Below are 25,437 nucleotides of genomic sequence, written 5' to 3'. Positions count from 1 at the left end.
CGCTTCAGCGCGACTCGGAGGAAGGCGGCACCTTCGTGTTGCCCTTCTGCCGTTCGCGGAAGAGGGCGGCGCGCATCAGGAAGATGGTGGTGATCGGCGCCGTCAGCACGATGAACAGCACGATCAGCACCGCGTGCAGGAACAGGCTGAAACCTTGCACCGAGAAGTAGGCGATGGTGGCCACCGTCAGGCACCAGGCGCCCACCGTGGCGCCCAGCGTGGGCGCATGGATGCGGCGGAAGAAGGTGGGCATGCGCACCAGGCCGAAGGAGCCGATGGCCGCGAAGGCCGCGCCCAGCACCGCGAACACGGCGGTGATGATCTCCGCCCAAAGAGGAAGTGCGGTGGCGCTCATTCGATGACCTCCCCGCGCAGCAAGAACTTGGCGATCGAGGTCGATCCCACGAAGCCGAACAGCGCCACCAGCATCGCCGCCTCGAAGTACACGCTGCTCGCGTAGTTGATGCCGAGCACCAGCATCATCAGCATGCCGTTGATGTACAGGCAGTCGAGCGCCATCACGCGGTCCTGCGCGGACGGGCCGGCCAGCAGGCGAAAGAGCGCGCACAGCATCGCCACGGCCAGCAGGAAGAGCGCGGCCTTCAGGGCCCAGAAGAGAACAGGCGTCATGATTCGAAAATCTCCATCAGCGGACGTTCGTAGCGGGTCTTGATCAGGGCGATGAAGGCCGCCTCGTCCTCGAGGTCGAACACGTGGATCAGCAGCGTGGTGCGGTCGAACGACACCTCGCCCCAGGCCGTGCCGGGCGTGAGGCACATGATCATCGCGAGCACGGCGAGGCCGTTGGGGTCGCGCATGTCCAGCGGAATCTGCACGAAGCGCGCCGAGATGTCGGCGGTGCGGCGCGTGAGCAGCAGCCGCGCCACGTCGTACGCCGACTTCAGCATGTCGAAGGTGACGAGGAACGACAGCCGCAGCGCCACGCCGGGCCGGCGCATGCGCACGGTGGCGGGGCGCAGGCCCTTGGTGATCAGCGGCACGGCAATGGCGAGCAGCGCGGCCGACAGCAGCGTGGCCGCTTCGAGCGATTGGTTGAGCAGCAGCCAGATGACGAACAGCGCGAACGACAGCGGCGGGGAAGGCATCAAGCGTTTCATGGCTTGGCCTCCTCTTTCTTCGCGGGCACCGGGTTGGGCTTCTGCTTGGCACCGAGCACGGCCTCGCGGTACGCAGTGGGCGTGCGCAGGCCGCCGGCGGTGGCTTGGGCGTGCTGCATCACGGGCTCGGCCCAGACCGTGAGCGCGACGCAGGCTGCGAGCAGGGCGGCCACCGGCAGCACCTCGAGCGCGGGCAGCGAGGGCATGGTGGCGTGGGGCTGCGTCCAGAAATGGCGGATGCCGGTGCGGCTCAGCGCGATCAGCGAGAGAAAGCCCGCAACGATCAGCAGGCCGAGGAAGGTCCAGCCGGCGGTGGTGACGGCCCTGCCGTCGAGCAGGCCCGAGAGCATCGCGAACTTGCCGACAAAGCCAGACAGCGGCGGCAGGCCCGCCAGCAGCAGCGTGCACAGCATGAAGCTCAGGCCCAGGAAGGCCACGCCCGCCGGGATGGCGCGGCCGTAGAGCGCCTGGGCATCGTCGTCGAGGTTCACGTCGTCGAGCGCGCGCAGGTCTTCGGCCAGGAAGGGCGCGTTGCCCGCCGCTTCGTGCGGCGCGACGCTCATGCCCGCGTTGCGCCAGCGCTCGATCATGTCGATCAGCAGGAAGAAGGCCGCCACTGCGAGCGTCGAGCTCAGCATGTAGTACAGCGCGCCCGCCCACACGGCGGGGTCGCCCAGCCCCACGGCGGCCAGCAGCGTGCCCGCCGACACCAGCACGCTGAAGCCCGCGAGGTTCGACAGCCGCTGCGTGCCGACGATGCCGATGGCGCCGACGAACAGCGTCGCCAGCCCCACGCCCACCAGCGCGGCCTGCCCGAAGGCGGCCGAGGCGCCGGTGTCGGGCGCGAACAGCACGGTCCACAGGCGCAGCACGGTGTACACGCCGAGCTTGGTGAGCAGCGCAAACACCGCGCCCACCGGCGACACGGCCGCGCTGTAGGCCGGCACCAGCCAGAAGTTCAGCGGCCACGCGCCCGCCTTGGCGAAGAAGGCGGTGGCCAGGATGGCCGCAGCCGCGTGCACCAGGCCGCGGTCGCCCGGCGCGAGCTCGGCGATGCGCGCGCCCAGGTCGGCCATGTTGAGCGTGCCGGTCACGCCGTACAGGATGGCCGCGCCGATCAGGAACAGCGACGAGGCCGCGAGGTTGATCGCGATGTAGTGCAGCCCGGCGCGCACGCGCAGCCGGCCCGAGCCGTGCAGCAGCAGGCCGTACGAGGCCGCCAGCATCACCTCGAAGAACACGAACAGGTTGAACAGGTCGCCCGTGAGGAAGGCGCCGTTCAGGCCCATGAGCTGCAGCTGCAGCAGCGGATGGAAGTGCACGCCCGCGCGGTCCCAGCGCGAGGTGGAATAGATCGAGGCCGCGAAGGCCACCACGCCCGTGAGCGCGACCATCATGGTCGAGAGCCGGTCGGCCACCAGCGTGATGCCGAAGGGCGCGCGCCAGTTGCCCGGCAGGTACACGCCGATCGAGCCCGGGCCGCCGCCGGTGTCGGCCGCGTTCACCCAGCGCAGCAGCGCGAGCGCGGCCAGCAGGCCGACCAGGCCCGAAACCACGCTGAGAAACGATTTGGTGCGCCTGTGGTTCTCGTTCATCAGCAGCATCAGCGCCGCCGTGAGCATGGGCACGAGGATGGGCACCGCCACCAGGTGCGGCATGCTGAACTCGAGGAAGCGGTCGAGCAGGTGCAAGAGGTCGTTCATTCGACGGCCTCCCGCTCTTCACCGTCCACGTGGTCGGTGCCCGACAGGCCGCGCGAGGCGAGCATCACGACGAGGAACAGGGCGGTCATCGCGAAGCCGATCACGATGGCCGTGAGCACCAGCGCCTGCGGCATCGGGTCGGCCGTGTTGGCCAGCGTGGCCTTGAAGCCTTCGACCAGCACCGGCTCGCTGTCGACCTTGAGCCGGCCCATGCTGAAGATGAACAGGTTGACCGCGTACGAGATGAGCGTCAGGCCCATGATGACCTGGAAGGTGCGCGGGCGCAGCAGCAGGTACACGCCCGACCCGGTGAGCACGCCGATGGCGATGGCCAGCACGATTTCCATCAGCGGGCCCCTCCGGTGGCGGCGGCAGCCTCTTCGGCTTCGGCGGCCGCGCGGGCCTGCGCTTCTTTCTCTTCTTGTTCGTCGGCCCAGCGGTGGCTTCGGATGGACTGGTGAGCCAGCGCGGTCAGGATCAGCATGGTGGCGCCGAGCACCAGCGCGAACACGCCGATGTCGAAGAAGAGGGCACTGGGCACGTGCATGTCGCCCAGCAGCGGCACGTGCACGTGCGCGGTGTGCGTGGTGAGGAACGGGTAGCCGAACACGATCGCGCCGCCGCCGGTGGCCAGCGCGAACAGCAGGCCGATGGCGATCCAGCGGCGCGGGTAGATGCGCAGGTGCTCTTCCACCCACTCGGTGCCCGAGACGATGAACTGCAGCACCAGCGCGACCGACATCACCAGCCCCGCGACGAAGCCGCCGCCGGGCGCGTTGTGGCCGCGCATGAAGAAGTACACCGACACCAGCACGGCCACCGGCAGCACGAGGCGCACCAGCACGGCCGGCACCATCAGGTAGCCGATGGCGGAGTCGGTGGCGCGGCGCGGGTTCAGCAGGTCGCTGCTGCCGTCGTCGACCTGCAGCCGCTGCTGAATGGGCAACGCCATCGATTCGATGGCCGGGCGGAAGCGCCGCAGCAGCGCATACACGGTGAGCGCCACGATGCCCAGCACCGTGATCTCGCCGAAGGTGTCGAAGCCGCGGAAGTCGACCAGCATCACGTTGACCACGTTGGTGCCGCCGCCTTCGGTGAGCGCGCGTTCGAGGAAGAAGGGCGAGATGCTCTGCGGGAAGGTGCGCGTCATCATCGCCCAGGCCAGTGCCGCCATGCCGCAGCCGGCGATGGTGGCCACCAGCAGGTCGCGCCCGCGCCGACCCCAGGGCCGCAGTCGCATGCGCGCGGGCTGCACCACGTCCTTGCTGCGCATCGGCAGCCAGCGCAGGCCCAGCAGGATGAGCACCGTGGTCACGGCCTCGACCACCAGCTGCGTGAGCGCCAGATCGGGCGCCGAGAACCAGATGTAGGTGACGCACGAGACCAGCCCGGCGCCCGCGGCCAGCATCAACGCCGCGAGCCGGTGGAACTTGGCCTGCCACGCGGCGGCCACGGCGCAGGTGCAGCCGATGAGCCAGGTCATCGCGAACATCGGCGAGAACGGCAGCAGCTCGCGCGTGCCGCGCTCGGCCGGCGTGGCCCACAGCGAGGCTGTAGCGCCGGCCACGGCCACCACCACCAGCCACAGCAGTTGCCACTGCAGGCGGCGCGTGCCGAAGAGGCGGCGGCTGCGCCGGCCGGCTTCGCTCAGCAGCGCGATCAGGTGTTCGAAGATGATCTGCCCGTCGAAGCGGTGCAGCAGCGGCGTGTGCTCCAGGCGCCCGCTGCCCAGCGGGCGGCGCAGCAGCAGGTAGAGCACGGCGCCGCCCGCGAGCGCGACGAAGCTCATCATCAGCGGCAGGTTGAAGCCGTGCCACACGGCCAGGCTGTAGACGGGCAGCGTGCCGCCGACCACCGGCGTTGCCGCGGCCGCGAGCATCGGGCCGACCGACCAGGCCGGCGCCACGCCCACCACCAGGCACACCAGCACCAGCAGCTCGACCGGCACGCGCATCCAGTGCGGCGGCTCGTGCGGGGGCTTGGGCACGTCGGGGCCGCAGGGCGGGCCGAAGAACACGTCGAACACGAAGCGCGCCGAGTACGCCACGCTGAAGATGCCCGCGAGGGTGGCGATGACCGGCAGGCTGAAGTCGATCCAGGGCGTGGCCTGGATGAAGACGGTCTCGGCGAAGAACATTTCCTTCGAGAGGAAGCCGTTGAGCAGCGGCACGCCGGCCATCGAGGCGCTGGCGATGATGGCCAGCGTGCCCGTGATGGGCATGAGGCGCATCAGGCCGCTGAGCTTGCGGATGTCGCGCGTGCCGGTCTCGTGGTCGATGATGCCGGCCGCCATGAACAGCGAGGCCTTGAAGGTCGCGTGGTTCATGACGTGGAAGACGGCCGCCACCGCCGCCAGCGGGCTGTTCAGGCCCAGCAGCAGCGTGATGAGGCCCAGGTGCGAGATGGTCGAGTAGGCCAGCAGCGCCTTCAGGTCGCGCTGGAACATGGCCGCGAAGCCGCCCAGCAGCAGCGTGATCGCGCCCGCGCCGCCCACCATCCAGAACCACTGCTCGGTGCCCGAGAGCACGGGCCACAGCCGCGCCATCAGGAACACGCCCAGCTTCACCATGGTGGCCGAGTGCAGGTAGGCCGACACCGGCGTGGGCGCGGCCATGGCGCGCGGCAGCCAGAAGTGGAACGGGAACTGCGCGCTCTTGGTGAACGCGCCGAGCAGGATCAGCACCAGCGCCACCGGGTACAGCGCATGCGCGCGGATGATGTCGCCCGAGGCCAGCACGATGTCGAGTTCGTAGCTGCCGACGATGCGGCCCAGCACGAGCACGCCGGCCAAGAGGCACAGCCCGCCCGCGCCGGTGACGGTGAGCGCCATGCGTGCGCCGCGCCGCGCGTCGCGCCGGTGGTGCCAGTAGCCGATGAGCAGGAAGGAGAACAGGCTGGTGAGCTCCCAGAACAGCACCATCTGGATCAGGTTGCCCGAGAGCACCACGCCCATCATCGCGCCCATGAACGCGAGGAAGAACGAGAAGAAGCGCGGCACCGGGTCAGAGGCCGACATGTAGTAGCGCGCATAGAGCACCACCAGCGCGCCGATGCCCAGCACCAGCATGCAGAACAGCCATGCGAAGCCGTCGAGGCGGAACACGAGGTTCAGCCCGAGGGCCGGCAGCCACTCGATCTCCTGGCGCAGCACGTTGCCGTGCGCGATCTGCGGAAAGAGCCAGGCGACCTGGATCGCGCAGCCCAATGCGACGAGCCCTGCGAGGGTCGACTCCCGGTTGCGCGCGTTGGACGGCATCAACGCGGCCAGCACGCTGGCAAGAAAGGGGAGTGCGACGAGAAGGGCGAGGGGCATCGGGGGTCGATTCTATCGACCGACCCTCTGGGAAGCCCCTGTCTATAACCGCAGGAGCACGGGCAGTTTTTTCGCTGTCACGAAGCCAGCACGAGCTGCACGCTGCGGATGCCCAGCCAGGTCAGCACCAGCGAGCCGCACAGGTGCAGCAGGCCGGTGCCCAGCGCCAGCAGCGGTCGTCCACCGAGCAGCAGCGCGACCACTTCGGCCGAGAAGCTCGAGAAGGTCGTGAGCCCGCCGAGGAAGCCGGTGATGAGCAGCAGCCGCCACACCGGGTCGAGCTGCGGCAGCGCCTGGAAGACGGCCACGGCCACGCCGACGAGGTAGCCGCCGACGAGGTTGGCGGCCAGCGTGCCGTAGGGCACGGGGCCGCCGGTGTTGAGCCACAGGCCCAGGCCCCATCGGGCGAGGGCGCCGCACGAGGCGCCCACGCAGATCGCTAGAACCGGCAATAGAGGAGGCATCCGTTCCCTTGTCGTCGTCGCACTGTCATTTCTCCTTGCCCATCACCAGGTCGGGCAGGATCGTGACGATACCCGGGAACAGCGTGATCAGCGCGATGCACAGCACGAGGCAGAAGAAGAACGGAATGGCCGCCTTGGCGATCACGTTGCTGTCCTTGCCCGTCATGTTCTGCAGCACGAACAGGTTGAAGCCCACGGGCGGCGTGACCTCCGCGATCTCGACCAGCAGCACCACGAAGATGCCGAACCAGACCAGGTCGAAGCCCGCCTTCTGGATCATCGGCAGCACCACCGCGCTGGTCAGCACGATCATCGAGATGCCGTCCAGGGCCGTGCCCAGCACCAGGTACACCACCACCAGCGCACCGATGAGCGCATAGGGCGACAGGTGCATGCTGTCGACCCACTCGGCCAGCTCGCGCGGGATGCCGGTGAAGGCCATGGTCTTGGTCAGGAACGCAGCCCCGGCCAGGATGAACATGATCATGCAGCTGGTGCGCGTGGCACCCATGAGCCCGTCCTTGAAGTTCTGCCAAGTCAGGCTCTTGCCGTAGGCCGCGATGGCCAGCGAGCCCAGCACGCCGAAGGCCGCGCACTCGGTGGCTGTGGCCCAGCCGGCCACCAGCACCCAGACGATGAACACGATCAGCAGCGCGCAGGGAATGAGGTTGCCTGAGAGCCTGATCTTCTCCATGAAGGTGGTGGGCGGGTCGGCCGGCGGTACCTGGTCGGGGTGGCGCAGGCTCCACCAGCCGATGTAGCCCGAGAACAGCAGCATCAGCAAAAAGCCCGGCAGGAAGCCGGCCAGGAAGATGCGGATGATCGAGGCATCGGCCGCCACCGCGTACACCACCATGGTGATCGACGGCGGGATCAGGATGCCCAGCGTGCCGGCCGTGGCCAGCGAGCCGATGGCCAGCTTCTCGTTGTAGCCGCGGCGCTTGAGCTCGGGCAGCGCCACCTTGGCGATGGTCGCGCAGGTGGCGGCCGACGAGCCCGAGACCGAGCCGAACACGCCGCAGCCGAGGATGGTGGTGTGCATGAGCCGGCCGGGCACGCGGTTGAGCCACGGCCGCAGGCCTTCGAACATCTCCTCGCTGAGCTTGGTGCGGAACAGGATCTCGCCCATCCAGATGAACAGGGGCAGCGCCGCCAGCTCCCAGCTCGCGTTGCTTTCCCAGAAGGCCGAGAACAGGTTCTTGCCGGGCAGCGTGTTGGTGAAGAAGGCCTGGCCAACCCAGCCGACGATGGCCAGGGTCATGGCGATCCAGACGCCGCCGGCGAGCAGCAACAGCATGATGCCGAGCAGCAGCGCGCCCATCAAAAGGGTTTCGAGCATCGGGTGTCTTCGTTGTTGTTGTCGTTGTCGGTCAGACGTCGGAAGAGAAGTCGCCTGCCGCGTGGCGCTCTTCGACGGCGCGCTGGTAGCTGGGCTTCTCGCCGCGCACCACGCCGACGAGTTCATCGACCATGGCGATCAACAGCAGCCAGCAGCCGATCACGAAGCTCGATTGCGGAATCCAGATCGGGATCACGAGCAGGCCCGTGGCCATTTCCTTGAACTCGTAGCTCTCGTATGTGAAGCTGGTGGCCCAGTAGGTCAGGTAGGCCACCGACACGGCGGCGACCAGCAGGCAGGCCACGTCGAGCACGCGGCGCACCTTCGGCGGCACGGCATCGAGCAGCAGCGTGACGCGCACGAAGTCGCCGTGGCGAAAGGCATGCGCCATCGCGAAGAAGGCCGCCGCCGCGCACAGCCAGGCCACCGCGTCGTTGAGCCCGCTCACGTGCCAGTTCATCTGCCGGCCCACGCCGGCCACGATCATCAGCACGAAGATCAGGAAGACGCAGAAAGCGCCCAGCGCGCCTGCACCGTCGTACAGGCGGTCGAGGAAGCGGCGCACGGCTTACTTCTTTTTATAGGTGTCGACGATGGCGGCGCCATCGGCACCGGCAGCCTTGAGCCAGTCGGCCTGCATGATGCCGCCGACCTGGCGCATGTCGGTGTCCAGCTTGGGCGAGGGCTTGTGGATCTTCATGCCGCGCTCGGCCAGCAGGCGCTTGTACTCGTCGTTCTTCTCCTGCGCGACCTTCCAGCCGCGTGCTTCCGCGTCGGCGGCAGCCTTGGTGACGGCGGCCTTGCCGGCGGCGTCCAGCGCATCGAATGCCTTGGCGTTCACGAGGATCGCATTCTTCGGAATCCAGGCCTGCGTGTCGTAGAAGTTCTTGATGTGCTCGAAGGTCTTGGTGTCGTAGCCGGTGGAGCCCGAGCTCATGTAGCTCTCGATCACGCCGGTGGCCATCGCCGCACTGAGTTCAGCTTGCTGGATCTGCACCGGCTGCGCGCCGATGAGCTCGGCGATCTTGGCGGTGGCCGGGCTGTAGGCGCGCCACTTGATGCCGCGCAGGTCGGCCACCGAGCCGATCTCCTTCTTGGTGTAGATGCCCTGCGGTGCCCATGGCACCACGAACAGCACCTTGATGCCTTGGGCGGCGAGCAGCTTGTCCATCGCGGGCTTGGACGCGTCGTAGAGCTTGCGGGCTTCGGGGTACGTGGTGGCCAGGAAAGGCACGCCGTCCAGCGCGTAGATCGGGTTCTCGTTGGCGTAGTTGGCCAGCAGGATCTCGCCGGCCTGGGCCTGGCCGCTTTGCACGGCGCGCTTGATCTCCGGCGCCTTGAACAGCGACGCGTTGGCGTGCACCGTGATCTTCAGCTTGCCGCCGGTGGCCGCGTCCACGTCTTTCGCGAACTGCGTGATGTTCTCGGTGTGGTAGTTGGTCGCGGGGTAGGCGGTGGGCAGGTCCCACTTGGTTTGCGCGAAGGCGGCGGCGCCAAGGGTGAGGCCCGCCAGGGCAATGCCGAACTTGTGATTCATGGACGCGCTCCGGAATGTAGTCAAAGCTGAATGAAAGAAAAGCATACGTGCAAATTCCGGGCCATTCGCTGAGGCATTTCCCTGCCATGTGGTGTCGATGCGGCACCAGCTGCGGGCATGAAAAAACCGCCTCGGGGGCGGTTTCTTCGTTTTAGGGCGAGGTCACTGCTTGGCGGGTTTCGCCTCGGCCACCTTGGCGGCCTTGCTTGCCTTGGCCGGGGCCGCCGCGCCGTTGAAGCTCTGGCCGTTGACCGTCAGGCCTTCGGCCGACAGCTTGGCCGCGCTCTTTTCCTTCACGCCCTTCACGCGCTGCATGAGGTCGGGCCAGTCCTTGAACTCGCCTTCCTTGCGCGCGTCGAGGATGCGCTTGGACAGCGACGGGCCGACGCCCTTGAGGCCGTCGAGGTCGGCGGCGCTGCCCTTGTTGGCGTCGACAGCGGCGAACGAGACGGCCGCGAAGCACATGGCGAGCGTGGCGATGACTTTCTTGAACATGGTGAAACTCCCTCTTCAATCGTTGGTATGGCTAAGCCGACAGGAATATCGGCTTCGGCTCAACGAGAGGGCGAACGCAGCAGTTGACGTCAAAACGGGGCCAGTGGCCCCGTGTGACGATTGTTCTGAACCGTGGTCAGAGTTCTTCCACGCGCCGCGGCGGGTAGCTGTCCCAGGCCTGGCAGCCGGGGCAGTGCCAGAAGTACTGGTGCGCCTCGAAGCCGCAGGCCGCGCAGCGGTAGCGCATGAGCGGCCGGGTGGCCTGGTCGAGCGCGCGCTGCACCTGCGGGTGGAACTGCTCGTGCTCGAAGCGCTCGCCGGCGAGCCAGCGCGATGCCGCGACCAGCGAGGGTTGGTGCGCGAGGTGGGCGATGTAGCTGTCGCGCGGCGTGGGGGCGGGTGCTTCTTCGGCGGGCGTGTCCGATGCCGTGCGGGCCGGCGTGCCGCCGAGCGCGATCAGCGCCTCGAGCACGTCGATCGACGGTGACTCGGCATAGCGCCGCTGCAGCAATGCCAGCGCCTCGCCTTCGCGCTGCGCGGCCACGGCGGCCTTCTGCAGTGCTGCGGCGTACAGCGGCAGTGCCAGCGGCGCCGTGTCGCTGAGCCCTTCGAGCGTGTCGAAGGCCGCGGCGGCTTCGCCGTTGCGCAGCTGCAAGGTGGCGGTGTCGATGGCCGGGCGCGGTGCCTGCGGCGCCAGGGCCCGGGCCTGCGTGAGCAGGTCGCCGGCGCCCTGCAGGTCGCCGGCCGCGACGCGTTCGTTGGCCTGCTCGCACAGGTGGTGGGCGCGGCGCGTGCTGTAGCTGGCCTGGTCGGACTCGTCGAGCTTCTGCGCCACGTCGGCGGCCTGCGCCCATTCGCGCGAGCGTTCGTAGATGGCCAGCAGCGCGAGGCGGGCCTCGTTCTCGTAGCGCGTACCTTCGAGCTTCTGCAGCGCCGCCTCGGCGCGGTCGAGCAGCCCGGCGCGCAGGAAGTCTTGCGCCAGCGCGTGCTGCGCGCGCTCGCGGTCGGCACGGCTCAGGTCGCCGCGGCCCAGCAGGTGCTCGTGCACGCGCACCGCGCGCTGGTACTCGCCGCGGCGGCGGAACAGGTTGCCGAGCGCGAAGTGCAGCTCCTGCGTGTCGGGGTCGTTCTGCACGGCCTCGATGAAGGCGTCGATGGCCTGGTCCTGCTGCTCGTTGAGCAGGAAGTTCAGGCCGCGAAAGTAGGCCTTGGGCGCCTGCCGGTTCTCGAGCTTGAGCTGGCGGATGTCGAAGCGCGATGCGAGCCAGCCCAGCACGAAGGCGACGGGCAGGCCGATCAGCAGCCAGCTGGGATCAAAGTCCATGTTGACGTACGGCGGGAAGGTCGGTGGCGGAGATGGACGGCGTTGCCGCGGAGGCGGTCGCAGTGGCCAGCGGTGCGGGCGAGGGGGCTTCGGAAACCGCAGGCACCTGGGCGGCGGCGGCGCGGTGTTTCCACCAGCCGGGCAGCATGCCCAGCGCGCCGACCACGAGCCCGCCGGCAAAGGCCGCGAGCACGACGAGCACCAGCGGCGCGCGCCAGTGGGTTCCGAAGAAGAAGTAGACGGTCGCGTCGTGCTGGTTGTTCAGCGCGAAGGCGAAGAGCGTAAAAAAAATGGCTGCCTTGAGCAGCCACAGGAGGTATTTCATAGCTGTTCCCGTTGCCGGTGGATTATTGCTCGCCCCCAGGCTGCGCGCACTTCGTGTCGCTTCGCCAACCCCCTACCGGGGGCGGGCCGGCCGCTTCGGGCGGCCGTGCGCGGCGGCCCCCTGGAAGGGGCCGGAGCGATTGTCACCGGAGTTGGCCTTGGGCTTCCTTGCCTGCATCGAGCTCGGCGGTCTTCGCGTCGACGGCCTCGCGCAGCGCCTTGCCCGGCTTGAAGTGCGGCACGCGCTTCTCGGGGATCTGCACGCTCTCGCCCGAACGCGGGTTGCGGCCGATGCGCGGCGGACGGCGGTTGACCGAGAAGCTGCCGAAGCCACGGATCTCGATGCGGTGGCCGCGCACCAGCGCGTCGCTCATCGCGTCCAGGATGGTCTTGACGGCGTATTCGGCATCGCGGTGCGTGAGCTGCGCGAAACGGGCTGCGAGTTCTTCGACGAGGTCTGAGCGGGTCATAGGCCAAACATAAACGAAAAACGTGGACGAAAAAAAAGACAGAGCGGCCCCGGGGGCCTGCCTCTGTCTTCGGACTCAGCTTACTTGTTGTCGCTGTTGTCGAGCTTGGCGCGCAGCAGGGCGCCCAGGCTGGTCGTGCCCGCGTTTTCGCGTGCCGACTGCTGGCTCAGGCTGGCCATGGCGCCTTGTTCGTCGACCATGTCCTTCTGCTTGATCGACAGCTGGATGTTGCGGGTCTTGCGATCCACATTCACCACGATGGCCGTGACTTCGTCGCCTTCCTTGAGCACGTTGCGGGCATCTTCGACGCGGTCGCGCGAGATTTCCGAAGCACGCAGGTAGCCGATGATGTCTTCGCCGAGGTCGATTTCAGCGCCGCGGGCGTCCACGGTCTTGACCTTGCCGGTCACGATCTGGCCCTTGTCGTTCACGGTGGTGAACGTGGTGAACGGATCGCTGTCGAGCTGCTTGATGCCCAGCGAGATGCGTTCGCGGTCGACGTCGACAGCCAGCACGATCGCTTCGACTTCCTGGCCCTTCTTGTAGTTGCGAACGGCGGTTTCGCCGGTTTCGTTCCACGAGAGGTCCGAGAGGTGAACCAGGCCGTCGATGCCGGCAGCCAGACCCACGAACACGCCGAAGTCGGTGATCGACTTGATCGGGCCCTTGACGCGGTCGCCGCGCTTGGTGTTTTGCGCGAACTCTTGCCACGGGTTGGCCTTGCACTGCTTCATGCCCAGGCTGATGCGGCGCTTGTCTTCGTCGATTTCCAGGACCATGACTTCGACTTCGTCGCCCAGCGAGACGATCTTGTTCGGAGCGATGTTCTTGTTGGTCCAGTCCATTTCGGAGACGTGCACCAGGCCTTCGATGCCGGGTTCGAGTTCGACGAACGCGCCGTAGTCGGCAATGTTCGTGACCTTGCCGAACAGGCGGGTCGATTGCGGGTAGCGGCGCGAAACGCCCATCCACGGGTCGTCACCCATTTGCTTGAGACCCAGCGAGACACGGTTCTTTTCGGTGTCGAACTTGAGGATCTTGGCGGTGATTTCCTGGCCGGCCTGAACGACTTCGCTCGGGTGGCGGACACGGCGCCATGCCATGTCGGTGATGTGCAGCAGGCCGTCGATGCCGCCGAGGTCCACGAACGCACCGTATTCGGTGATGTTCTTGACCACGCCGCGCACGACTGCGCCTTCCTTCAGGGTTTCCATCAGCTTGGCGCGTTCTTCGCCCATGCTGGCTTCGACCACGGCACGGCGCGACAGCACGACGTTGTTGCGCTTGCGATCGAGCTTGATGACCTTGAATTCGAGGGTCTTGTTCTCGTACGGGGTCAGGTCCTTGATCGGACGCGTGTCGATCAGCGAACCCGGCAGGAACGCGCGGATGCCGTTGACCAGAACGGTCAGACCGCCCTTGACCTTGCCGCTGGTGGTACCGGTGACGAAGTCGCCCGATTCCAGGGCCTTCTCGAGGGCGAGCCACGAAGCCAGACGCTTGGCGGTGTCGCGCGAGAGGATGGTGTCGCCGTAGCCGTTTTCAACGCTGCCGATGGCAACGGAAACGAAATCGCCGGCCTGGACTTCGAGTTCGCCCTTGTCGTTCTTGAACTCTTCGATCGGCACATACGCTTCGGACTTCAGACCGGCGTTGACGACGACGTGGTTGTGTTCGACGCGCACGACTTCGGCTGTGATGACCTCGCCGCTGCGCATTTCGGAACGCTTCAGGGACTCTTCGAATAGGTCGGCAAAAGATTCAGACATTTATGGTTCCTTCCGTCAGGCAGGGTTGGCAGGCGCTCTTGCGAAATTGCGTGCGGCTGCTGTGGGTCTGTAGACGGCGGTTAGGTTGTGGGCGTGAGCCCGGTTGGTTGAACAACCAGCAGGCCGGTGCGCTGTCGCGCGGAAGGAGCCTGCTGGAGCGGTAGGCGCCACCCGGAACACCCGGGAGACGCAAGCCTTTCAAGCGGACTTGAAAGGCTGCACTTCAATCCGCTCAAGCGGACTTGAACGGTTGAATTTCTTGCCACCAGTTCAACACCGTGTCGATCGAGCGTTCGATGGACAGCTGGGAGTTGTCGAGGTGGCGAGCATCCTGCGCCGGCTTCAGAGGGGCGACGCTGCGGGAAGAGTCCCGGGCGTCACGTGCTTCCAAGTCGGAGCGAAGACTGTCGAGTGTAGTCGAAATACCCTTTGAAATCAACTGCTTATGCCGCCGTTCGGCGCGCTGGGCGGCTCCCGCCGTGAGGAACACCTTGAGCGCTGCGTCGGGGAAGATCACGGTGCCCATGTCGCGCCCGTCGGCCACCAGGCCGGGCAGGCGGCGAAAGCGGTGCTGCAGGTCTTGCAGCGCCTCGCGCACGGCGGGCAGCGCGGAGACGCGCGAGGCGTCCATGCCGGCGGCTTCGGTGCGGATGTCGTCGCTCACGTCTTCGCCGGCCAGCAGCACCTTGCCCTCGGTGAACTGCAGGGGCAGGGCGGCGGCGAGGGCGGCGATCTGCGCTTCGTTCGCGGCCGTGGCCTCCAGGCCGGCGCGGCGGGCGGCGAGCCCGGTCACGCGGTAGAGCGATCCCGAGTCGAGGTAGTGGTAGCCCAGCAGGCGCCCCACCTCGGCGGCCAGCGTGCCCTTGCCCGAGGCGGTTGGGCCGTCGATGCAGATCACGGGCACCTCGGCAGCCTCGGCCACCGAGAACAGGGTCTCGAAGTAGTCGGGGAAGGTCTTGGCGACGCAGTGCGGCTCGAGGATGCGCACCGGCACGCCGGCCGGATTGAAGGCCGCGAGCGAGAAGCACATGGCGACCCGGTGGTCGTCGTAGGTGCGGATGCTGGCGGGCCGCCAGCCGGCGGCGGGGAGGGGGTGGACGCGGATGAAATCGGGCCCGGCCTCGACCGTCGCGCCGAGCTTTTGCAGCTCGTTCGCCATGGCGTCGATGCGGTCGGTTTCCTTCACGCGCCAGCTTGCGATGTTGCGCAGCGTGCTGGGGCCGTCGGCGTACAGCGCCATGACGGCCAGTGTCATCGCGGCGTCGGGGATGTGGTTCGCGTCGAGGTCGATGGCCTTCAAGGGCCAGGCGCCGCGGCGGATTTCGAGCCAGTTCGGGCCGCTGTCGACCCGCGCGCCCATCTGTTGGGCGGCGTCGATGAAGCGGATGTCGCCCTGGATCGAGGCCGCGCCGACACCTTCGATGCGGATGCCGTTCTGCCCCGAAACGCCCGTTGCGATGGCCCCGAGTGCTATGAAATAGCTAGCAGAGGACGCGTCCGCCTCGACGTGGATCTCGCCCGGCGAGCTGTAGCGGCTGCCGGCGGGGATGGTGAAGCGCTCCCAGCCGTCGCGCTGCACCTTGATGCCAAAGCGTGCCAGCAGGTTCAGCGTGATCTCGATGTAGGGCTTGGAGATCAGCTCGCCGACCACTTCGATCACGATGTCGTCGGCCGCCGCGAGCGGCAGCGCCAGCAGCAGGGCGGTCAGGAACTGGCTCGACACGTCGCCGCGCACGCGGATCGGTGCGCCCAGCGCCAGCTCGCCGTGCGACACCGGGTGGATGCGCAGCGGCGGGTAGCCGGGGTTGCCGAGGTAGTCGATGCGGCAGCCGAGTTGCGTGAGGGCGTCGACCAGGTCGCCGATCGGGCGCTCGTGCATGCGCGGCACGCCGCTGAGTTCGAATTCGCCGCCGAGCAGTGACAGCGCCGCCGTCAGCGGACGCATGGCCGTGCCGGCGTTGCCCAGGAACAGCGGCAGCAGCGTCGCGCCCAGCGACGGCGGCAGCTGGCCGCCCAGGCCCGTGATGCGCAGCGAGGCGCCGGCCGGCTCGATGCCGCAGCCCAGCGCGCGCAGGGCGTCGAGCATCACGCGCGTGTCGTCGGAATCGAGCAGGTCGTGGATCGTGGTGGTGCCGCTGGCGAGCGCCGCCAGCAGCAGCACGCGGTTGGAGATGCTCTTGGAGCCCGGCAGCCGGACCGTGCCGGCGGCGCCCGCGAGGGGCGGGAGGTCGAGGAAGGCGGTCGAGAACATGTCAGCTGTCCTGCTGGGCCAGAGCGTCCGTGCTCGAATTCGGCCGCCAGGCGGCGCGCGCCTTGCTGGCGGCGGCGATGGATTGCTCCAGGCCCTGCAGGTCGCCGGCGGTCATCAGCGTCTCGAGGTCGTCGAGCGCCTTGCGGAAGGCCTGCGACTGCTGCAGCACCTGCTCGCGGTTGGCGAGCAGCACGTCGCGCCACATGACGGGGTCGCTGGCGGCGATGCGCGAGAAGTCGCGAAAGCCCGGCCCCGCCAGGCTCAGGAAGCGGTCGCCCTGCGGCTGGCCGATGAGCGCGTTGGTGTAGGCAAAGGCCAGCAGGTGCGGCAGGTGGCTCACGGCGGCGAAGGCGGCGTCGTGCTCCTCATGCGTCATGGTGACGACGTTGGCGCCGATGCCGCTCCACACCTGCGAGGCGCGCTGCACGTTGGAGCGCAGCGTGGTCTTGACGGGGGTCAGCACGACCTGGCGGCCGGTGAAGAGCGAGGCTTCGGCATGCTCGATGCCGGAGACTTCCTTGCCGGCGATCGGATGCGCCGGCACGAAGTTCGCGAACTGCTTTTGCAGGCCGTTGCGCGCGGCCTCGATCACGTCGCCCTTGGTCGAGCCCACGTCCATCACCAGCGTGTCGGCCGAGATGCCGTGGCGGATGGCCTTGAAGGTGGCTTCCGAGGCGGCCACCGGCACGGCCAGCAGCACGATGTCGGCGCCCGACACCGCCAGCAGCGCCGAGGGCGCCGCCACGTCGATCACGCCGAGCTGGCGCGCCCGCTCGGTGGTGGAGGGCGACTTGCTGTAGCCCACCACCCGTTTCACCAGCTTCGCGCGCTTGAGCGCGAGCGCAAAGGAGCCGCCCATGAGGCCGCAGCCGATCAATCCCAGTTGCTCGAACATCGCGTCGGTCCGTTCGGCTCAGGCTTTGATCGGGTAGGCGCCGAGCACCTTGTAGAAGGCGCAGAGGCCGCGCAGTTCGGCCAGCGCCGCGGCCACGTTGGGCTGCGAGGGGTGGCCGTCGAGGTCGATGTAGAAGTAGTACTCCCACTGGCCGGTGCGTGCGGGGCGCGACTCGAAGCGCGTCATCGACACGTTGTTGGCCTTCAGCGGCACCAGCAGGTCGTGCACCGCGCCGGGGCGGTTGGGCACCGAGACGATCAGGCTCGTGCAGTCCTTGCCCGAGGCCGGCGGCATGGCCAGCGTCTGCGGCAGGCAGATCACCGAGAAGCGGGTGCGGTTGTACGAATCGTCCTGGATGGCATGCGCCACGATGTGCAGGCCGAAGCGGGTGGCGGCGCGTTCGCCGGCCAGCGCGGCCCAGGCCGGGTTGGTGGCCGCGAGGCGTGCGCCTTCGGCGTTGCTCGACACGGCGCGTCGCTCGGCGTTGGGCAGGTGCTTGGACAGCCAGGTCTGGCACTGCGCCAGTGCCTGCGGATGGGCCAGCACAGCCTCGACGCCTTCGAGCGAATTGCTGCTGCGCATCAGGTGGTGGCGCACCAGCAGGCTGACTTCGCCGACGACATGGGTGGGCGAGTGCAGGAACAGGTCGAGCGAGCGCGTGACCACGCCTTCGGTCGAGTTTTCGACGCCGACCACGCCGTACTGGGCGCTGCCCGCGGCGGTGGCGTGGAACACCTCGTCGAAGCTGGCGCAGTAGATCAGGTCGGCGGCGCCGCCGAAGTACTCGATGGCGGCCTGTTCGCAGAAGGTGCCCTCGGGGCCGAGCACGGCCACGCGTTGGGGCGACTCGAGGGCCAGGCAGGCCGACATGATCTCGCGCCAGATGGCCGCGACATGGAGGTCCTTGAGCGGACCGCCATTGCTTTTCTGCATCTTGTCGATGACCGCGGCGACGCGGTCGGGGCGGAAGAAGGGCGTGCCTTCGCGCTTCTTGACCTCGCCGACCAGCTCGGCCACATGGGCGCGCTCATTGAGCAGGCTCAGCAGCCGTTGGTCGAGGGAGTCGATCTGCACGCGCAGACCGGCCAGGCTTTCGGAATTGTCGGGGGAGGTGGGTGGTGTGGGGGCAGAGGCGGTCATCGGTGCGAGCAACAGGGCATGCGCCTACGCATGCGATCGCTCGAATTCTCTCATGTAGGCCGCCAAGGCCTGCACCCCTGCCAGCGGCATGGCGTTGTAGATGCTCGCGCGCATGCCACCGACCGACTTGTGGCCCTTGAGCTGCAGCAGCCCGGCTTCGCGCGCACCGGCCAGGAAGGCCTCGTTGCGGCCCTCGTCGGCCAGGAAGAACGGCACGTTCATGCGCGAACGGCAGTTGGCGTCGATGCGGTTGGCGTAGAAGTCGGAGCCGTCGATGAAGTCGTACAGCAGCTTGGCCTTCTCGACATTGCGCTGCTCCATGGCGGCAACGCCGGTGAGCGCGCCCTCGGTCTGCTGCAGCAGCCACTGGAACGTGAGCCCTGCCATGTAGATGCCCCAGGTCGGCGGGGTGTTGTACATGGAGTGGTTGTCGGCCACGGTCTTGTAGTTGAACGCGCTCGGGCAGATCTCGAGCGCGTGGCCCAGCAGGTCGTCGCGCACGACCACGATGGTCAGGCCGGCGGGGCCGAGGTTCTTCTGGGCGCCGCCGAAGGCCAGGCCGACGCGGCTCCAGTCGACGCTGCGCGAGGCGACGTGCGAGGAAAAATCAATGACCAGCGGCGCCTTGCTGCCGAGCGCGGCCAGGTCGGGCAGTTGCTGGAACTCGATGCCGTTGATGGTCTCGTTGCTGCACACGTGCACGTACGAGGCATCGGCGGACAGCTGCCAGCTGGCGGGATCGGGCAGCTGCGTGTGCTGGTTGTCGGCGTTGCTGGCCGCCACGCGGGCGGTGCAGTAGCGCTGCGCTTCCTTGTGCGACTTGGCGCTCCAGCTGCCGGTGACGACGAAGTCGGCAACACCGCCGCGCGACAGGTTCAGCGGCACGATGGCGTTTTCGCCGAGGCCGCCACCCTGCATGAACAGGATGTGAAAGTGCGAGGGGATGGCCAGCAGCGTGCGGATGTCGGCTTCGGCCTGGGTGCAGATGGCACCGAATTCCTTGCCGCGATGGCTCATCTCCATCACGCTCATGCCGCTGCCCTGCCAATCGAGCATCTCGGAAGCGGCGCGTTGCAGCACCGCCTCCGGCATGGCAGCCGGACCGGCCGAAAAGTTGTAGGGGCGCTTGCCGGCCGGCGTCTGCTGCTGGGTCACGTTGCTTTACTTCTTGGCGGGAGCCTTGGCGGCGGGCGCCTTGGCGGGAGCTGCTGCACCGTCGGTCGGAGCACCGAGGGCCTTGGCGACGTTGGTGTCGAGTGCGCGCATCTTGGGTTCGATGGTGGCGCGGGTTTCGGTCACCAGCTTTTCCGTCAGAGCGGTCTGCATCTTCGGGTTCAGTTCCTGGTACTTCTTGCTCAGGGGCGAGTTGATCCAGGCCAGCAGCTGCTTGAGTTCGTCTTCGCTGAAGTTCTGCTCGAGGATGGGCGTGAGGGCGCCAGGGGCGATCTGCACGGCCTTGTCGCGCACCAGCGGGTAGGCGTCGTCGAAGTACTTCTTCAGTTCGGCGTCAGCGGCCTTGGCGGCGGATTCGCGCTTGGCTTCGGGCACCTGGGTCTGCAGGTACTGCGAACCGGCTTGCGCGATGGGGGCGCTCGACTGCTCGATCAGGCCGCGTGCCAGCGACTCGATGCCGGGGCGCTGGATCTCGATGAACTGCTTGATCAGCGTGGCCTTGTCCTGGGCCATGGCGGCCATGGACGAGCCGGCGAGGGCAGCGGTCAGGAGTGCGAGCTTGAGTTGTTTTTTCACTGAGGATTCTCCGTTGAAGATGTGGAAGTGTCGTCTGCGTCCGGCTCACCTTCGCCGTTCGCGTCGTTTTCGACGATGCGTTGAAGCCCGCTGAGTTTGGCGCCTTCGTCGAGCCCGATCAGCGTGACGCCTTGCGTCGCCCGACCCAGTTCGCGAATCTCGGCCACACGAGTGCGCACGAGCACACCCTTGTCGGTGATGAGCATGATCTCATCGTCCGCATGAACGAGCGTGGCGGCAACGACCTTGCCGTTGCGCTCACTCTGTTGAATCGCGATCATGCCTTTGGTTCCGCGGCCATGACGCGTGTATTCGGTAATGCTTGTGCGTTTTCCGTAACCATTTTCCGTGGCGGTGAGCACGCTCTGCTGCTCGTCCTCGGCCACCAGCATGGCGATCACGCCCTGGCCCGGCTCCAGCGACATGCCGCGCACGCCGCGGGCGTTGCGGCCCAGCGGGCGGACGTCTTCCTCGTCGAAGCGCACGGCCTTGCCGTTGTCGCTGAAGAGCATCACGTCGTGCTTGCCGTCGGTCAGCGCCGCGCCGATGAGGTAGTCGCCTTCATCGAGGTTCACGGCAATGATGCCGCCCTTGCGCGGGTTGCTGAATTCGTCGAGCGCCGTCTTCTTGACCGTGCCCATCGAGGTCGCCATGAACACGTACTGGTCGGCCGGGAAGTTGCGCTTCTCGCCGGTGAGGGCGAGCGCGACGTTGATCTTCTCGCCTTCCTGCAGCGGGAACATGTTGACGATGGGGCGTCCGCGCGAGCCGCGCGAACCCGCCGGTACTTCCCACACCTTGAGCCAGTACAGCCGGCCGCGGTTGGAGAAGCACAGGATGTAGTCGTGCGTGTTGGCGATGAAGAGCTGGTCGATCCAGTCGTCGTCCTTGGTGGACGTGGCCTGCTTGCCGCGCCCGCCGCGCTTTTGCGCGCGGTACTCGCCCAGCGGTTGGCTCTTGATGTAGCCGCTGTGCGAGAGCGTGACGACCATGTCGGTCGGCGTGATCAGGTCTTCGGTCGAGAGGTCGTAGGCGCTGTGCTCGACCAGGCTGCGGCGGGCGCCGATCTTCGACTGGCCGAACTCCTGCTTGATCTCGCCGAGTTCGTCGCCAATGATGATCGAGACGCGTTCGGGCTTGGCCAGGATGTCGAGCAGGTCGTCGATCTCGGCCATGACGTCCTTGTACTCGGCGACGATCTTGTCCTGCTCGAGGCCGGTCAGGCGCTGCAGACGCATCTGCAGGATTTCCTGCGCTTGCGTTTCCGACAGGCGGTACAGGCCGTCGCCGCCCATGCCGTACTCGCGCTCGAGGCCTTCGGGGCGGTAGTCGTCGGCGTTGATCACACCGCCGTCGGCGCGTGAACGCGTGAGCATTTCGCGCACCAGCTTGCTGTCCCAGCTGCGGGTCATGAGCTCGGCCTTGGCGACCGGTGGGGTGGGCGACTCGCGGATGATGCGGATGAACTCGTCGATGTTGGCCAGCGCCACGGCCAGGCCTTCGAGCACGTGGCCGCGTTCGCGGGCCTTGCGCAGCGTGAAGACGGTGCGGCGCGTGACCACTTCGCGGCGGTGCTGCAGGAAGACCTCGATCAGGTCCTTCAGGTTGCACAGCTTGGGCTGGCCGTCGACCAGCGCCACCATGTTGATGCCGAAGGTGTCCTGCAGCTGGGTCTGCTTGTAGAGGTTGTTGAGCACCACCTCGGGCACTTCGCCGCGCTTGAGTTCGATCACCAGGCGCATGCCCGACTTGTCGGATTCGTCCTGGATGTGGCTGATGCCTTCGATCTTCTTCTCGTGCACCAGCTCGGCCATGCGCTCCTGCAGCGTCTTCTTGTTGACCTGGTAGGGGAGCTCGTCGACGATGATCGCCTGGCGCTGGCCGCGGTCGATGTCCTCGAAGTGGCACTTGGCGCGCATCACGACCTTGCCGCGGCCGGTGCGGTAGCCGTCCTTCACGCCGTTGATGCCGTAGATGATGCCGGCGGTGGGGAAGTCGGGCGCCGGCACGATTTCCATCAGTTCGTCGATGCTCGCCTGCGGATTGCGCAGCAGATACAGGCAGGCATCCACCACTTCATTCAGGTTGTGCGGCGGGATATTGGTGGCCATGCCGACCGCAATACCGCCGGAGCCATTGACCAGCAAATTCGGCAGCTGGCTGGGCAAAACTTTCGGTTCTTTTTCGGAGCCGTCGTAATTGTCCTGAAAGTCGACAGTTTCCTTGTCGATATCGGCCAGCATTTCATGCGCAATTTTGGCCAGCCGGATTTCCGTATAACGCATTGCGGCGGCGTTGTCGCCGTCGACCGACCCGAAGTTGCCTTGGCCGTCGACCAGCATGTGGCGCATCGAGAAGTCCTGGGCCAGCCGGACGATGGTGTCGTAGACCGATTGGTCGCCGTGCGGGTGGTACTTACCGATCACGTCACCGACGATACGGGCCGACTTCTTGTACGGCCGGTTCCAGTCGTTGTTGAGCTCGTGCATCGCGTACAGCACGCGCCGGTGCACCGGCTTGAGGCCGTCGCGGGCGTCGGGAAGCGCCCGGCCGACGATCACGCTCATGGCGTAATCGAGGTAGCTGCTGCGCATTTCCTCTTCGAGACTGATGGGCAGGGTTTCTTTGGCGAAGGAGGTCATGAGCAAGAGGCTGGCGGCAGGAAGGCGAAATTTTACGCTGTGAGGGGTGTCGCACCGCCGCAACACAAGGGCTCTATTCCGCCTCCGTCCTACGCTTCAGGGGCGTCCAGCGGCCTGTTTGCCAAAGACCCTATGGCACAATCGTCTCAACGTTTTGGGTGGTGGTCACTTAAAGCGTCCTTGATTCGCAGCGCGGCTGCGGCTTTTTCCCCAAGAGGAGAACCATGAAGAAACTGAATAAAGTGGCGATGATGTTTGCAGTCGCTGCGCTCGCCACTGCCGCCGGCGCGCAGACCCGTGTCACCGCTGCGAACGGCGGTCCTACGATCGACAACTGGCAAAACGGCACCGGCGAACTGGTCTGGAAGAACGGCACGAACGAACTGTGCTGGCGCGATGCCAACTGGACGCCCGCAACGGCTGCCGCCGGTTGCGACGGCGCTCTGGTTCCGGCTGCTCCGGCTGCTGTGGCTCCCACGCCTGGCGCTCCGGTCGCTCCGCCTGCCGCACAAGTCGCTGCTTCGAAGGTCACCTTCGCTGCTGACGCCTTCTTCGACTTCGACAAGTCGGTGCTGAAGCCCGAAGGTCGCGCCAAGCTGACCGACCTGGTCGAGAAGATCCGTGGCGTGAACCTCGAAGTCATCATCGCTGTGGGTCACACCGACTCCATCGGTACCGACGCCTACAACCAGCGTCTGTCGGTGCGTCGCGCCGAAGCCGTCAAGGCCTTCCTGGTCTCGAAGGGCATCGAACGCAACCGCGTCTACACCGAAGGCAAGGGCGAGAAGCAGCCTGTGGCTGACAACCGCACCAAGGAAGGCCGCGCCAAGAACCGTCGCGTGGAAATCGAAGTGGTTGGCACCCGCGCCAACTGATCGATCGATTCCATCGACGAATGAAAACCCCGCCTCGGCGGGGTTTTTTTATGCCTGCCGTATTTGCGGCCGTGCCTGAGGCAAGCCCATTGCGTTCGAGCCGGGCTTTGCTCGCTTCATAATTGCCCCATGACAGAAAACGTGAATGCAGACCCGGCCGAACTGGCCAAGTTTTCGGAACTCGCACACCGGTGGTGGGATTTGGAGAGCGAATTCCGCCCGCTGCACGAAATCAATCCTTTGCGGCTGGAATGGATTGACGGTATTGCGCCTATTTCGGGCCAGCGTGTGGTCGATATCGGCTGCGGCGGCGGCATCCTGGCCGATTCGATGGCGCGCAAGGGCGCCGACGTGCTGGGCGTCGACCTCGCGACCAAGGCGCTCAAGGTCGCTCAACTGCACGCCCTCGAAGCCGGGACGCGCGGCGTCAAATACCGCGAAATCAGTGCCGAGGCGCTCGCGGCCGAGCAGCCTGGCAGCTTCGATGTGGTCACCTGCATGGAAATGCTGGAGCACGTGCCCGATCCGGCATCGGTGATCCAGGCCTGCGCCACCCTGGTGAAGCCGGGCGGCTGGGTGTTCTTCTCGACCATCAACCGCAACCTGAAGTCCTTCATGCTGGCGATCGTGGGCGCCGAGTACGTCCTGGGCATGCTGCCGCGCGGCACGCACGAGTACCCCAAGCTGATCCGTCCCAGCGAACTGGCCGGCTACTGCCGCGCTGCCAGCCTGGACCTGCGCCACACCCGGGGCATGGAATACAACCCGCTGACCCGCCGCTACTGGCTCAGCGCCGACACCAGCGTCAACTACCTCTTCGCGACCCAGAAGCCGGCGCTGCCGGAGGCGCAGGGATGATGAAGATCGGGAGCACGACCACACAGGCCATCCTGTTCGACCTCGACGGCACGCTGATCGACAGCGCGCCCGACCTGGGCGCGGCGGCCGACAAGATGCGCACCGACCGCGGCCTGGCGCCTTACCCGCTGGAGCGCTACCGCCCGATGGCCGGTGCCGGCGCGCGCGGCATGCTCGGCATCGCCTTCGGCATCACGCCCGATGCGCCGGAGTTCGACGCGCTGCGCGAGGAGTTCTACGTCGGCTACGAACGCCGCATGCTGCTCAACACCCTGGTGTTCGACGGCGTGGCGCCGCTGATCGAGGCGATCCGCGAGCGCGGCCTGCGCTGGGGCGTGGTCACCAACAAGTCGGCCCGCTTCACCGAACCGCTGACCGCCGCGATGCCGCTCTTCGCGAGCGCCGGCGCGATCGTGAGCGGCGACACCACGCCGTTCGCCAAGCCGCACCCCGAGCCGTTGCACGAGGCGGCGCGTCGCCTCGGCGTGGCGCCCGAGGCCTGCATCTACGTGGGAGACGACGAGCGCGACATCATCGCGGGCCGCGCCGCAGGCATGGGAACCGTGGCGGCCACCTACGGCTACATGGGTTCTCAGGCCGATGCGGCGCTGTGGAAAGCCGATGCCTCAATCTCTTCGCCCCTGGAGCTCTTGAAGTTACTCAATAGCGCCTAAAATGAGTCGCTTGGGGCTGCACTGGTTTCGACGTGGGTTCGGAGTCGCAGCGGGGCATGTCGAGCTGAATGCGCTCGTAAAACAGATTCAAACAAACTAACTGCAAACGACGAACGTTTCGCACTCGCTGCTTAATTGCCAGTGAGCCTTGCAACAGTTGGCCGATGGGCTGGGCAAGGGGGTCTGGAGCAATCCTGACCTCCCGGCTGCAAGGATAATTACATGGGCTGGCTCCGATCCGGGTACCTTGGGTCGGGGCGAGAAAATAGGGTGCTGGCGTCCGGTTTAGCGTGTGACTGCGCGACTCCGGAAGCGAGACTTAAATCAGATCACTACACATGTAGAACTGCGCGATGAAGGCTTGCGGACGGGGGTTCAAATCCCCCCAGCTCCACCAACATGACGTCCAAGGGCGTTCACTGAAGTTCAGTGAACGCCCTTTTTCATTGGGAAACCGGTTGTCTATCGTGCGAGGACGGCCGACGAGATTTGCTGGC

Annotated in this window: 24 protein-coding genes and 1 other RNA gene; 4 read left to right on the top strand and 21 right to left on the bottom strand. The window is 66.8% G+C overall.

Annotation, left to right across the window (positions count from 1 at the left end):
* Positions 1–4 precede the first annotated feature (4 nt).
* From mnhG to gyrA, 21 genes are all read right to left on the bottom strand, one after another.
* Positions 5–355: a monovalent cation/H(+) antiporter subunit G gene (gene mnhG, locus AC1RLW_RS16855; protein WP_062468694.1), complete on the bottom strand. Its 351-nt coding sequence runs from the start codon at positions 353–355 to the stop codon at positions 5–7.
* Positions 352–630, bottom strand: coding sequence for a K+/H+ antiporter subunit F (locus tag AC1RLW_RS16850; protein ID WP_062468691.1), 279 nt, complete (start codon positions 628–630; stop codon positions 352–354). The genes mnhG and AC1RLW_RS16850 overlap by 4 nt, the downstream gene beginning before the upstream one ends.
* Complete coding sequence (locus AC1RLW_RS16845; RefSeq protein ID WP_062468688.1) at positions 627–1,118, bottom strand: Na+/H+ antiporter subunit E; 492 nt, start codon at positions 1,116–1,118, stop codon at positions 627–629. Before AC1RLW_RS16845 ends, AC1RLW_RS16850 begins: the two co-directional genes overlap by 4 nt.
* Positions 1,115–2,821 carry a monovalent cation/H+ antiporter subunit D gene (locus AC1RLW_RS16840; RefSeq protein ID WP_493194057.1) on the bottom strand — a complete coding sequence of 569 codons (1,707 nt, stop codon included), beginning with the start codon at positions 2,819–2,821 and terminating at the stop codon, positions 1,115–1,117. The genes AC1RLW_RS16845 and AC1RLW_RS16840 overlap by 4 nt, the downstream gene beginning before the upstream one ends.
* Complete coding sequence (locus AC1RLW_RS16835) at positions 2,818–3,168, bottom strand: Na+/H+ antiporter subunit C (protein WP_056582686.1); 351 nt, start codon at positions 3,166–3,168, stop codon at positions 2,818–2,820. The genes AC1RLW_RS16840 and AC1RLW_RS16835 overlap by 4 nt, the downstream gene beginning before the upstream one ends.
* Positions 3,168–6,134: a monovalent cation/H+ antiporter subunit A gene (locus AC1RLW_RS16830; RefSeq protein ID WP_493194056.1), complete on the bottom strand. Its 2,967-nt coding sequence runs from the start codon at positions 6,132–6,134 to the stop codon at positions 3,168–3,170. Before AC1RLW_RS16830 ends, AC1RLW_RS16835 begins: the two co-directional genes overlap by 1 nt.
* Before the next feature lie 77 nt (positions 6,135–6,211).
* Positions 6,212–6,598, bottom strand: coding sequence for a fluoride efflux transporter CrcB (gene crcB / locus AC1RLW_RS16825; RefSeq protein ID WP_062468679.1), 387 nt, complete (start codon positions 6,596–6,598; stop codon positions 6,212–6,214).
* Positions 6,599–6,623: 25 nt separating this feature from the next.
* A complete protein-coding gene (locus tag AC1RLW_RS16820; protein ID WP_172438236.1) occupies positions 6,624–7,937 on the bottom strand; it encodes a TRAP transporter large permease in 1,314 nt (437 codons plus the stop codon).
* A gap of 31 nt (positions 7,938–7,968) precedes the next feature.
* Positions 7,969–8,502, bottom strand: a complete 534-nt coding sequence (locus AC1RLW_RS16815; protein ID WP_492729291.1) for a TRAP transporter small permease — start codon at positions 8,500–8,502, stop codon at positions 7,969–7,971.
* A 3-nt stretch (positions 8,503–8,505) separates the two neighbouring features.
* Positions 8,506–9,474, bottom strand: a complete 969-nt coding sequence (locus AC1RLW_RS16810) for a TRAP transporter substrate-binding protein (protein ID WP_354347785.1) — start codon at positions 9,472–9,474, stop codon at positions 8,506–8,508.
* A gap of 162 nt (positions 9,475–9,636) precedes the next feature.
* Positions 9,637–9,969, bottom strand: coding sequence for a ComEA family DNA-binding protein (locus tag AC1RLW_RS16805; protein WP_062468671.1), 333 nt, complete (start codon positions 9,967–9,969; stop codon positions 9,637–9,639).
* A 136-nt stretch (positions 9,970–10,105) separates the two neighbouring features.
* Entirely contained in the window at positions 10,106–11,293 is a 1,188-nt protein-coding gene (lapB, locus tag AC1RLW_RS16800; RefSeq protein ID WP_492684905.1) for a lipopolysaccharide assembly protein LapB, read from the bottom strand.
* Entirely contained in the window at positions 11,283–11,618 is a 336-nt protein-coding gene (locus AC1RLW_RS16795) for a LapA family protein (RefSeq protein WP_095744339.1), read from the bottom strand. Before AC1RLW_RS16795 ends, lapB begins: the two co-directional genes overlap by 11 nt.
* A gap of 142 nt (positions 11,619–11,760) precedes the next feature.
* Positions 11,761–12,087 carry an integration host factor subunit beta gene (locus AC1RLW_RS16790; protein ID WP_070064000.1) on the bottom strand — a complete coding sequence of 109 codons (327 nt, stop codon included), beginning with the start codon at positions 12,085–12,087 and terminating at the stop codon, positions 11,761–11,763.
* 80 nt (positions 12,088–12,167) lie between these two features.
* The gene (rpsA, locus tag AC1RLW_RS16785; RefSeq protein ID WP_062468664.1) at positions 12,168–13,856 is read right to left on the bottom strand and encodes a 30S ribosomal protein S1; all 1,689 of its coding nucleotides are present in this window, start codon (positions 13,854–13,856) and stop codon (positions 12,168–12,170) included.
* A 232-nt stretch (positions 13,857–14,088) separates the two neighbouring features.
* Positions 14,089–16,107, bottom strand: coding sequence for a bifunctional 3-phosphoshikimate 1-carboxyvinyltransferase/cytidylate kinase (locus AC1RLW_RS16780; protein WP_493194053.1), 2,019 nt, complete (start codon positions 16,105–16,107; stop codon positions 14,089–14,091).
* Position 16,108: 1 nt separating this feature from the next.
* On the bottom strand, positions 16,109–17,002 hold the full coding sequence (locus tag AC1RLW_RS16775) for a prephenate dehydrogenase (RefSeq protein WP_493194052.1): 894 nt from the start codon (positions 17,000–17,002) through the stop codon (positions 16,109–16,111).
* A gap of 18 nt (positions 17,003–17,020) precedes the next feature.
* On the bottom strand, positions 17,021–18,142 hold the full coding sequence (gene pheA / locus AC1RLW_RS16770) for a prephenate dehydratase (RefSeq protein ID WP_159275245.1): 1,122 nt from the start codon (positions 18,140–18,142) through the stop codon (positions 17,021–17,023).
* Positions 18,143–18,166: 24 nt separating this feature from the next.
* Complete coding sequence (gene serC / locus AC1RLW_RS16765) at positions 18,167–19,297, bottom strand: 3-phosphoserine/phosphohydroxythreonine transaminase (RefSeq protein ID WP_493194050.1); 1,131 nt, start codon at positions 19,295–19,297, stop codon at positions 18,167–18,169.
* Positions 19,298–19,303: 6 nt separating this feature from the next.
* Positions 19,304–19,891: a DUF2059 domain-containing protein gene (locus AC1RLW_RS16760; RefSeq protein ID WP_235926701.1), complete on the bottom strand. Its 588-nt coding sequence runs from the start codon at positions 19,889–19,891 to the stop codon at positions 19,304–19,306.
* On the bottom strand, positions 19,888–22,533 hold the full coding sequence (gyrA, locus tag AC1RLW_RS16755; RefSeq protein WP_062468652.1) for a DNA gyrase subunit A: 2,646 nt from the start codon (positions 22,531–22,533) through the stop codon (positions 19,888–19,890). Before gyrA ends, AC1RLW_RS16760 begins: the two co-directional genes overlap by 4 nt.
* Positions 22,534–22,757: 224 nt before the next feature.
* On the opposite strand from gyrA, the gene ompA reads away from it, so the two are divergent.
* From ompA to ssrA, 4 genes are all read left to right on the top strand, one after another.
* A complete protein-coding gene (gene ompA / locus AC1RLW_RS16750) occupies positions 22,758–23,408 on the top strand; it encodes an outer membrane protein OmpA (RefSeq protein ID WP_062468651.1) in 651 nt (216 codons plus the stop codon).
* A gap of 129 nt (positions 23,409–23,537) precedes the next feature.
* The gene (ubiG, locus tag AC1RLW_RS16745; RefSeq protein WP_070064006.1) at positions 23,538–24,266 is read left to right on the top strand and encodes a bifunctional 2-polyprenyl-6-hydroxyphenol methylase/3-demethylubiquinol 3-O-methyltransferase UbiG; all 729 of its coding nucleotides are present in this window, start codon (positions 23,538–23,540) and stop codon (positions 24,264–24,266) included.
* A complete protein-coding gene (locus tag AC1RLW_RS16740) occupies positions 24,263–24,940 on the top strand; it encodes an HAD family hydrolase (protein ID WP_223301488.1) in 678 nt (225 codons plus the stop codon). Before ubiG ends, AC1RLW_RS16740 begins: the two co-directional genes overlap by 4 nt.
* 12 nt (positions 24,941–24,952) lie before the next feature.
* Positions 24,953–25,337, top strand: a transfer-messenger RNA (tmRNA) gene (ssrA, locus tag AC1RLW_RS16735).
* The last annotated feature ends 100 nt before the right edge of the window (positions 25,338–25,437 follow it).

This window comes from Variovorax sp. GW822-FHT04A09 (assembly GCF_058801005.1).
This window is presented reverse-complemented; position numbering and strand designations above follow the sequence as displayed.

What these genes read in the sequence shown, in the direction of transcription:
- mnhG (WP_062468694.1), bottom strand. Translation starts at nt 355, where the DNA reads ATGAGCGCCACCGCACTTCCTCTTTGGGCGGAGATCATCACCGCCGTG.
- AC1RLW_RS16850 (WP_062468691.1), bottom strand. Translation starts at nt 630, where the DNA reads ATGACGCCTGTTCTCTTCTGGGCCCTGAAGGCCGCGCTCTTCCTGCTG.
- AC1RLW_RS16845 (WP_062468688.1), bottom strand. Translation starts at nt 1,118, where the DNA reads ATGAAACGCTTGATGCCTTCCCCGCCGCTGTCGTTCGCGCTGTTCGTC.
- AC1RLW_RS16840 (WP_493194057.1), bottom strand. Translation starts at nt 2,821, where the DNA reads ATGAACGACCTCTTGCACCTGCTCGACCGCTTCCTCGAGTTCAGCATG.
- AC1RLW_RS16835 (WP_056582686.1), bottom strand. Translation starts at nt 3,168, where the DNA reads ATGGAAATCGTGCTGGCCATCGCCATCGGCGTGCTCACCGGGTCGGGC.
- AC1RLW_RS16830 (WP_493194056.1), bottom strand. Translation starts at nt 6,134, where the DNA reads ATGCCCCTCGCCCTTCTCGTCGCACTCCCCTTTCTTGCCAGCGTGCTG.
- crcB (WP_062468679.1), bottom strand. Translation starts at nt 6,598, where the DNA reads ATGCCTCCTCTATTGCCGGTTCTAGCGATCTGCGTGGGCGCCTCGTGC.
- AC1RLW_RS16820 (WP_172438236.1), bottom strand. Translation starts at nt 7,937, where the DNA reads ATGCTCGAAACCCTTTTGATGGGCGCGCTGCTGCTCGGCATCATGCTG.
- AC1RLW_RS16810 (WP_354347785.1), bottom strand. Translation starts at nt 9,474, where the DNA reads ATGAATCACAAGTTCGGCATTGCCCTGGCGGGCCTCACCCTTGGCGCC.
- AC1RLW_RS16805 (WP_062468671.1), bottom strand. Translation starts at nt 9,969, where the DNA reads ATGTTCAAGAAAGTCATCGCCACGCTCGCCATGTGCTTCGCGGCCGTC.
- lapB (WP_492684905.1), bottom strand. Translation starts at nt 11,293, where the DNA reads ATGGACTTTGATCCCAGCTGGCTGCTGATCGGCCTGCCCGTCGCCTTC.
- AC1RLW_RS16795 (WP_095744339.1), bottom strand. Translation starts at nt 11,618, where the DNA reads ATGAAATACCTCCTGTGGCTGCTCAAGGCAGCCATTTTTTTTACGCTC.
- AC1RLW_RS16790 (WP_070064000.1), bottom strand. Translation starts at nt 12,087, where the DNA reads ATGACCCGCTCAGACCTCGTCGAAGAACTCGCAGCCCGTTTCGCGCAG.
- rpsA (WP_062468664.1), bottom strand. Translation starts at nt 13,856, where the DNA reads ATGTCTGAATCTTTTGCCGACCTATTCGAAGAGTCCCTGAAGCGTTCC.
- AC1RLW_RS16780 (WP_493194053.1), bottom strand. Translation starts at nt 16,107, where the DNA reads ATGTTCTCGACCGCCTTCCTCGACCTCCCGCCCCTCGCGGGCGCCGCC.
- AC1RLW_RS16775 (WP_493194052.1), bottom strand. Translation starts at nt 17,002, where the DNA reads ATGTTCGAGCAACTGGGATTGATCGGCTGCGGCCTCATGGGCGGCTCC.
- pheA (WP_159275245.1), bottom strand. Translation starts at nt 18,142, where the DNA reads ATGACCGCCTCTGCCCCCACACCACCCACCTCCCCCGACAATTCCGAA.
- gyrA (WP_062468652.1), bottom strand. Translation starts at nt 22,533, where the DNA reads ATGACCTCCTTCGCCAAAGAAACCCTGCCCATCAGTCTCGAAGAGGAA.
- ompA (WP_062468651.1), top strand. Translation starts at nt 22,758, where the DNA reads ATGAAGAAACTGAATAAAGTGGCGATGATGTTTGCAGTCGCTGCGCTC.
- ubiG (WP_070064006.1), top strand. Translation starts at nt 23,538, where the DNA reads ATGACAGAAAACGTGAATGCAGACCCGGCCGAACTGGCCAAGTTTTCG.
- AC1RLW_RS16740 (WP_223301488.1), top strand. Translation starts at nt 24,263, where the DNA reads ATGATGAAGATCGGGAGCACGACCACACAGGCCATCCTGTTCGACCTC.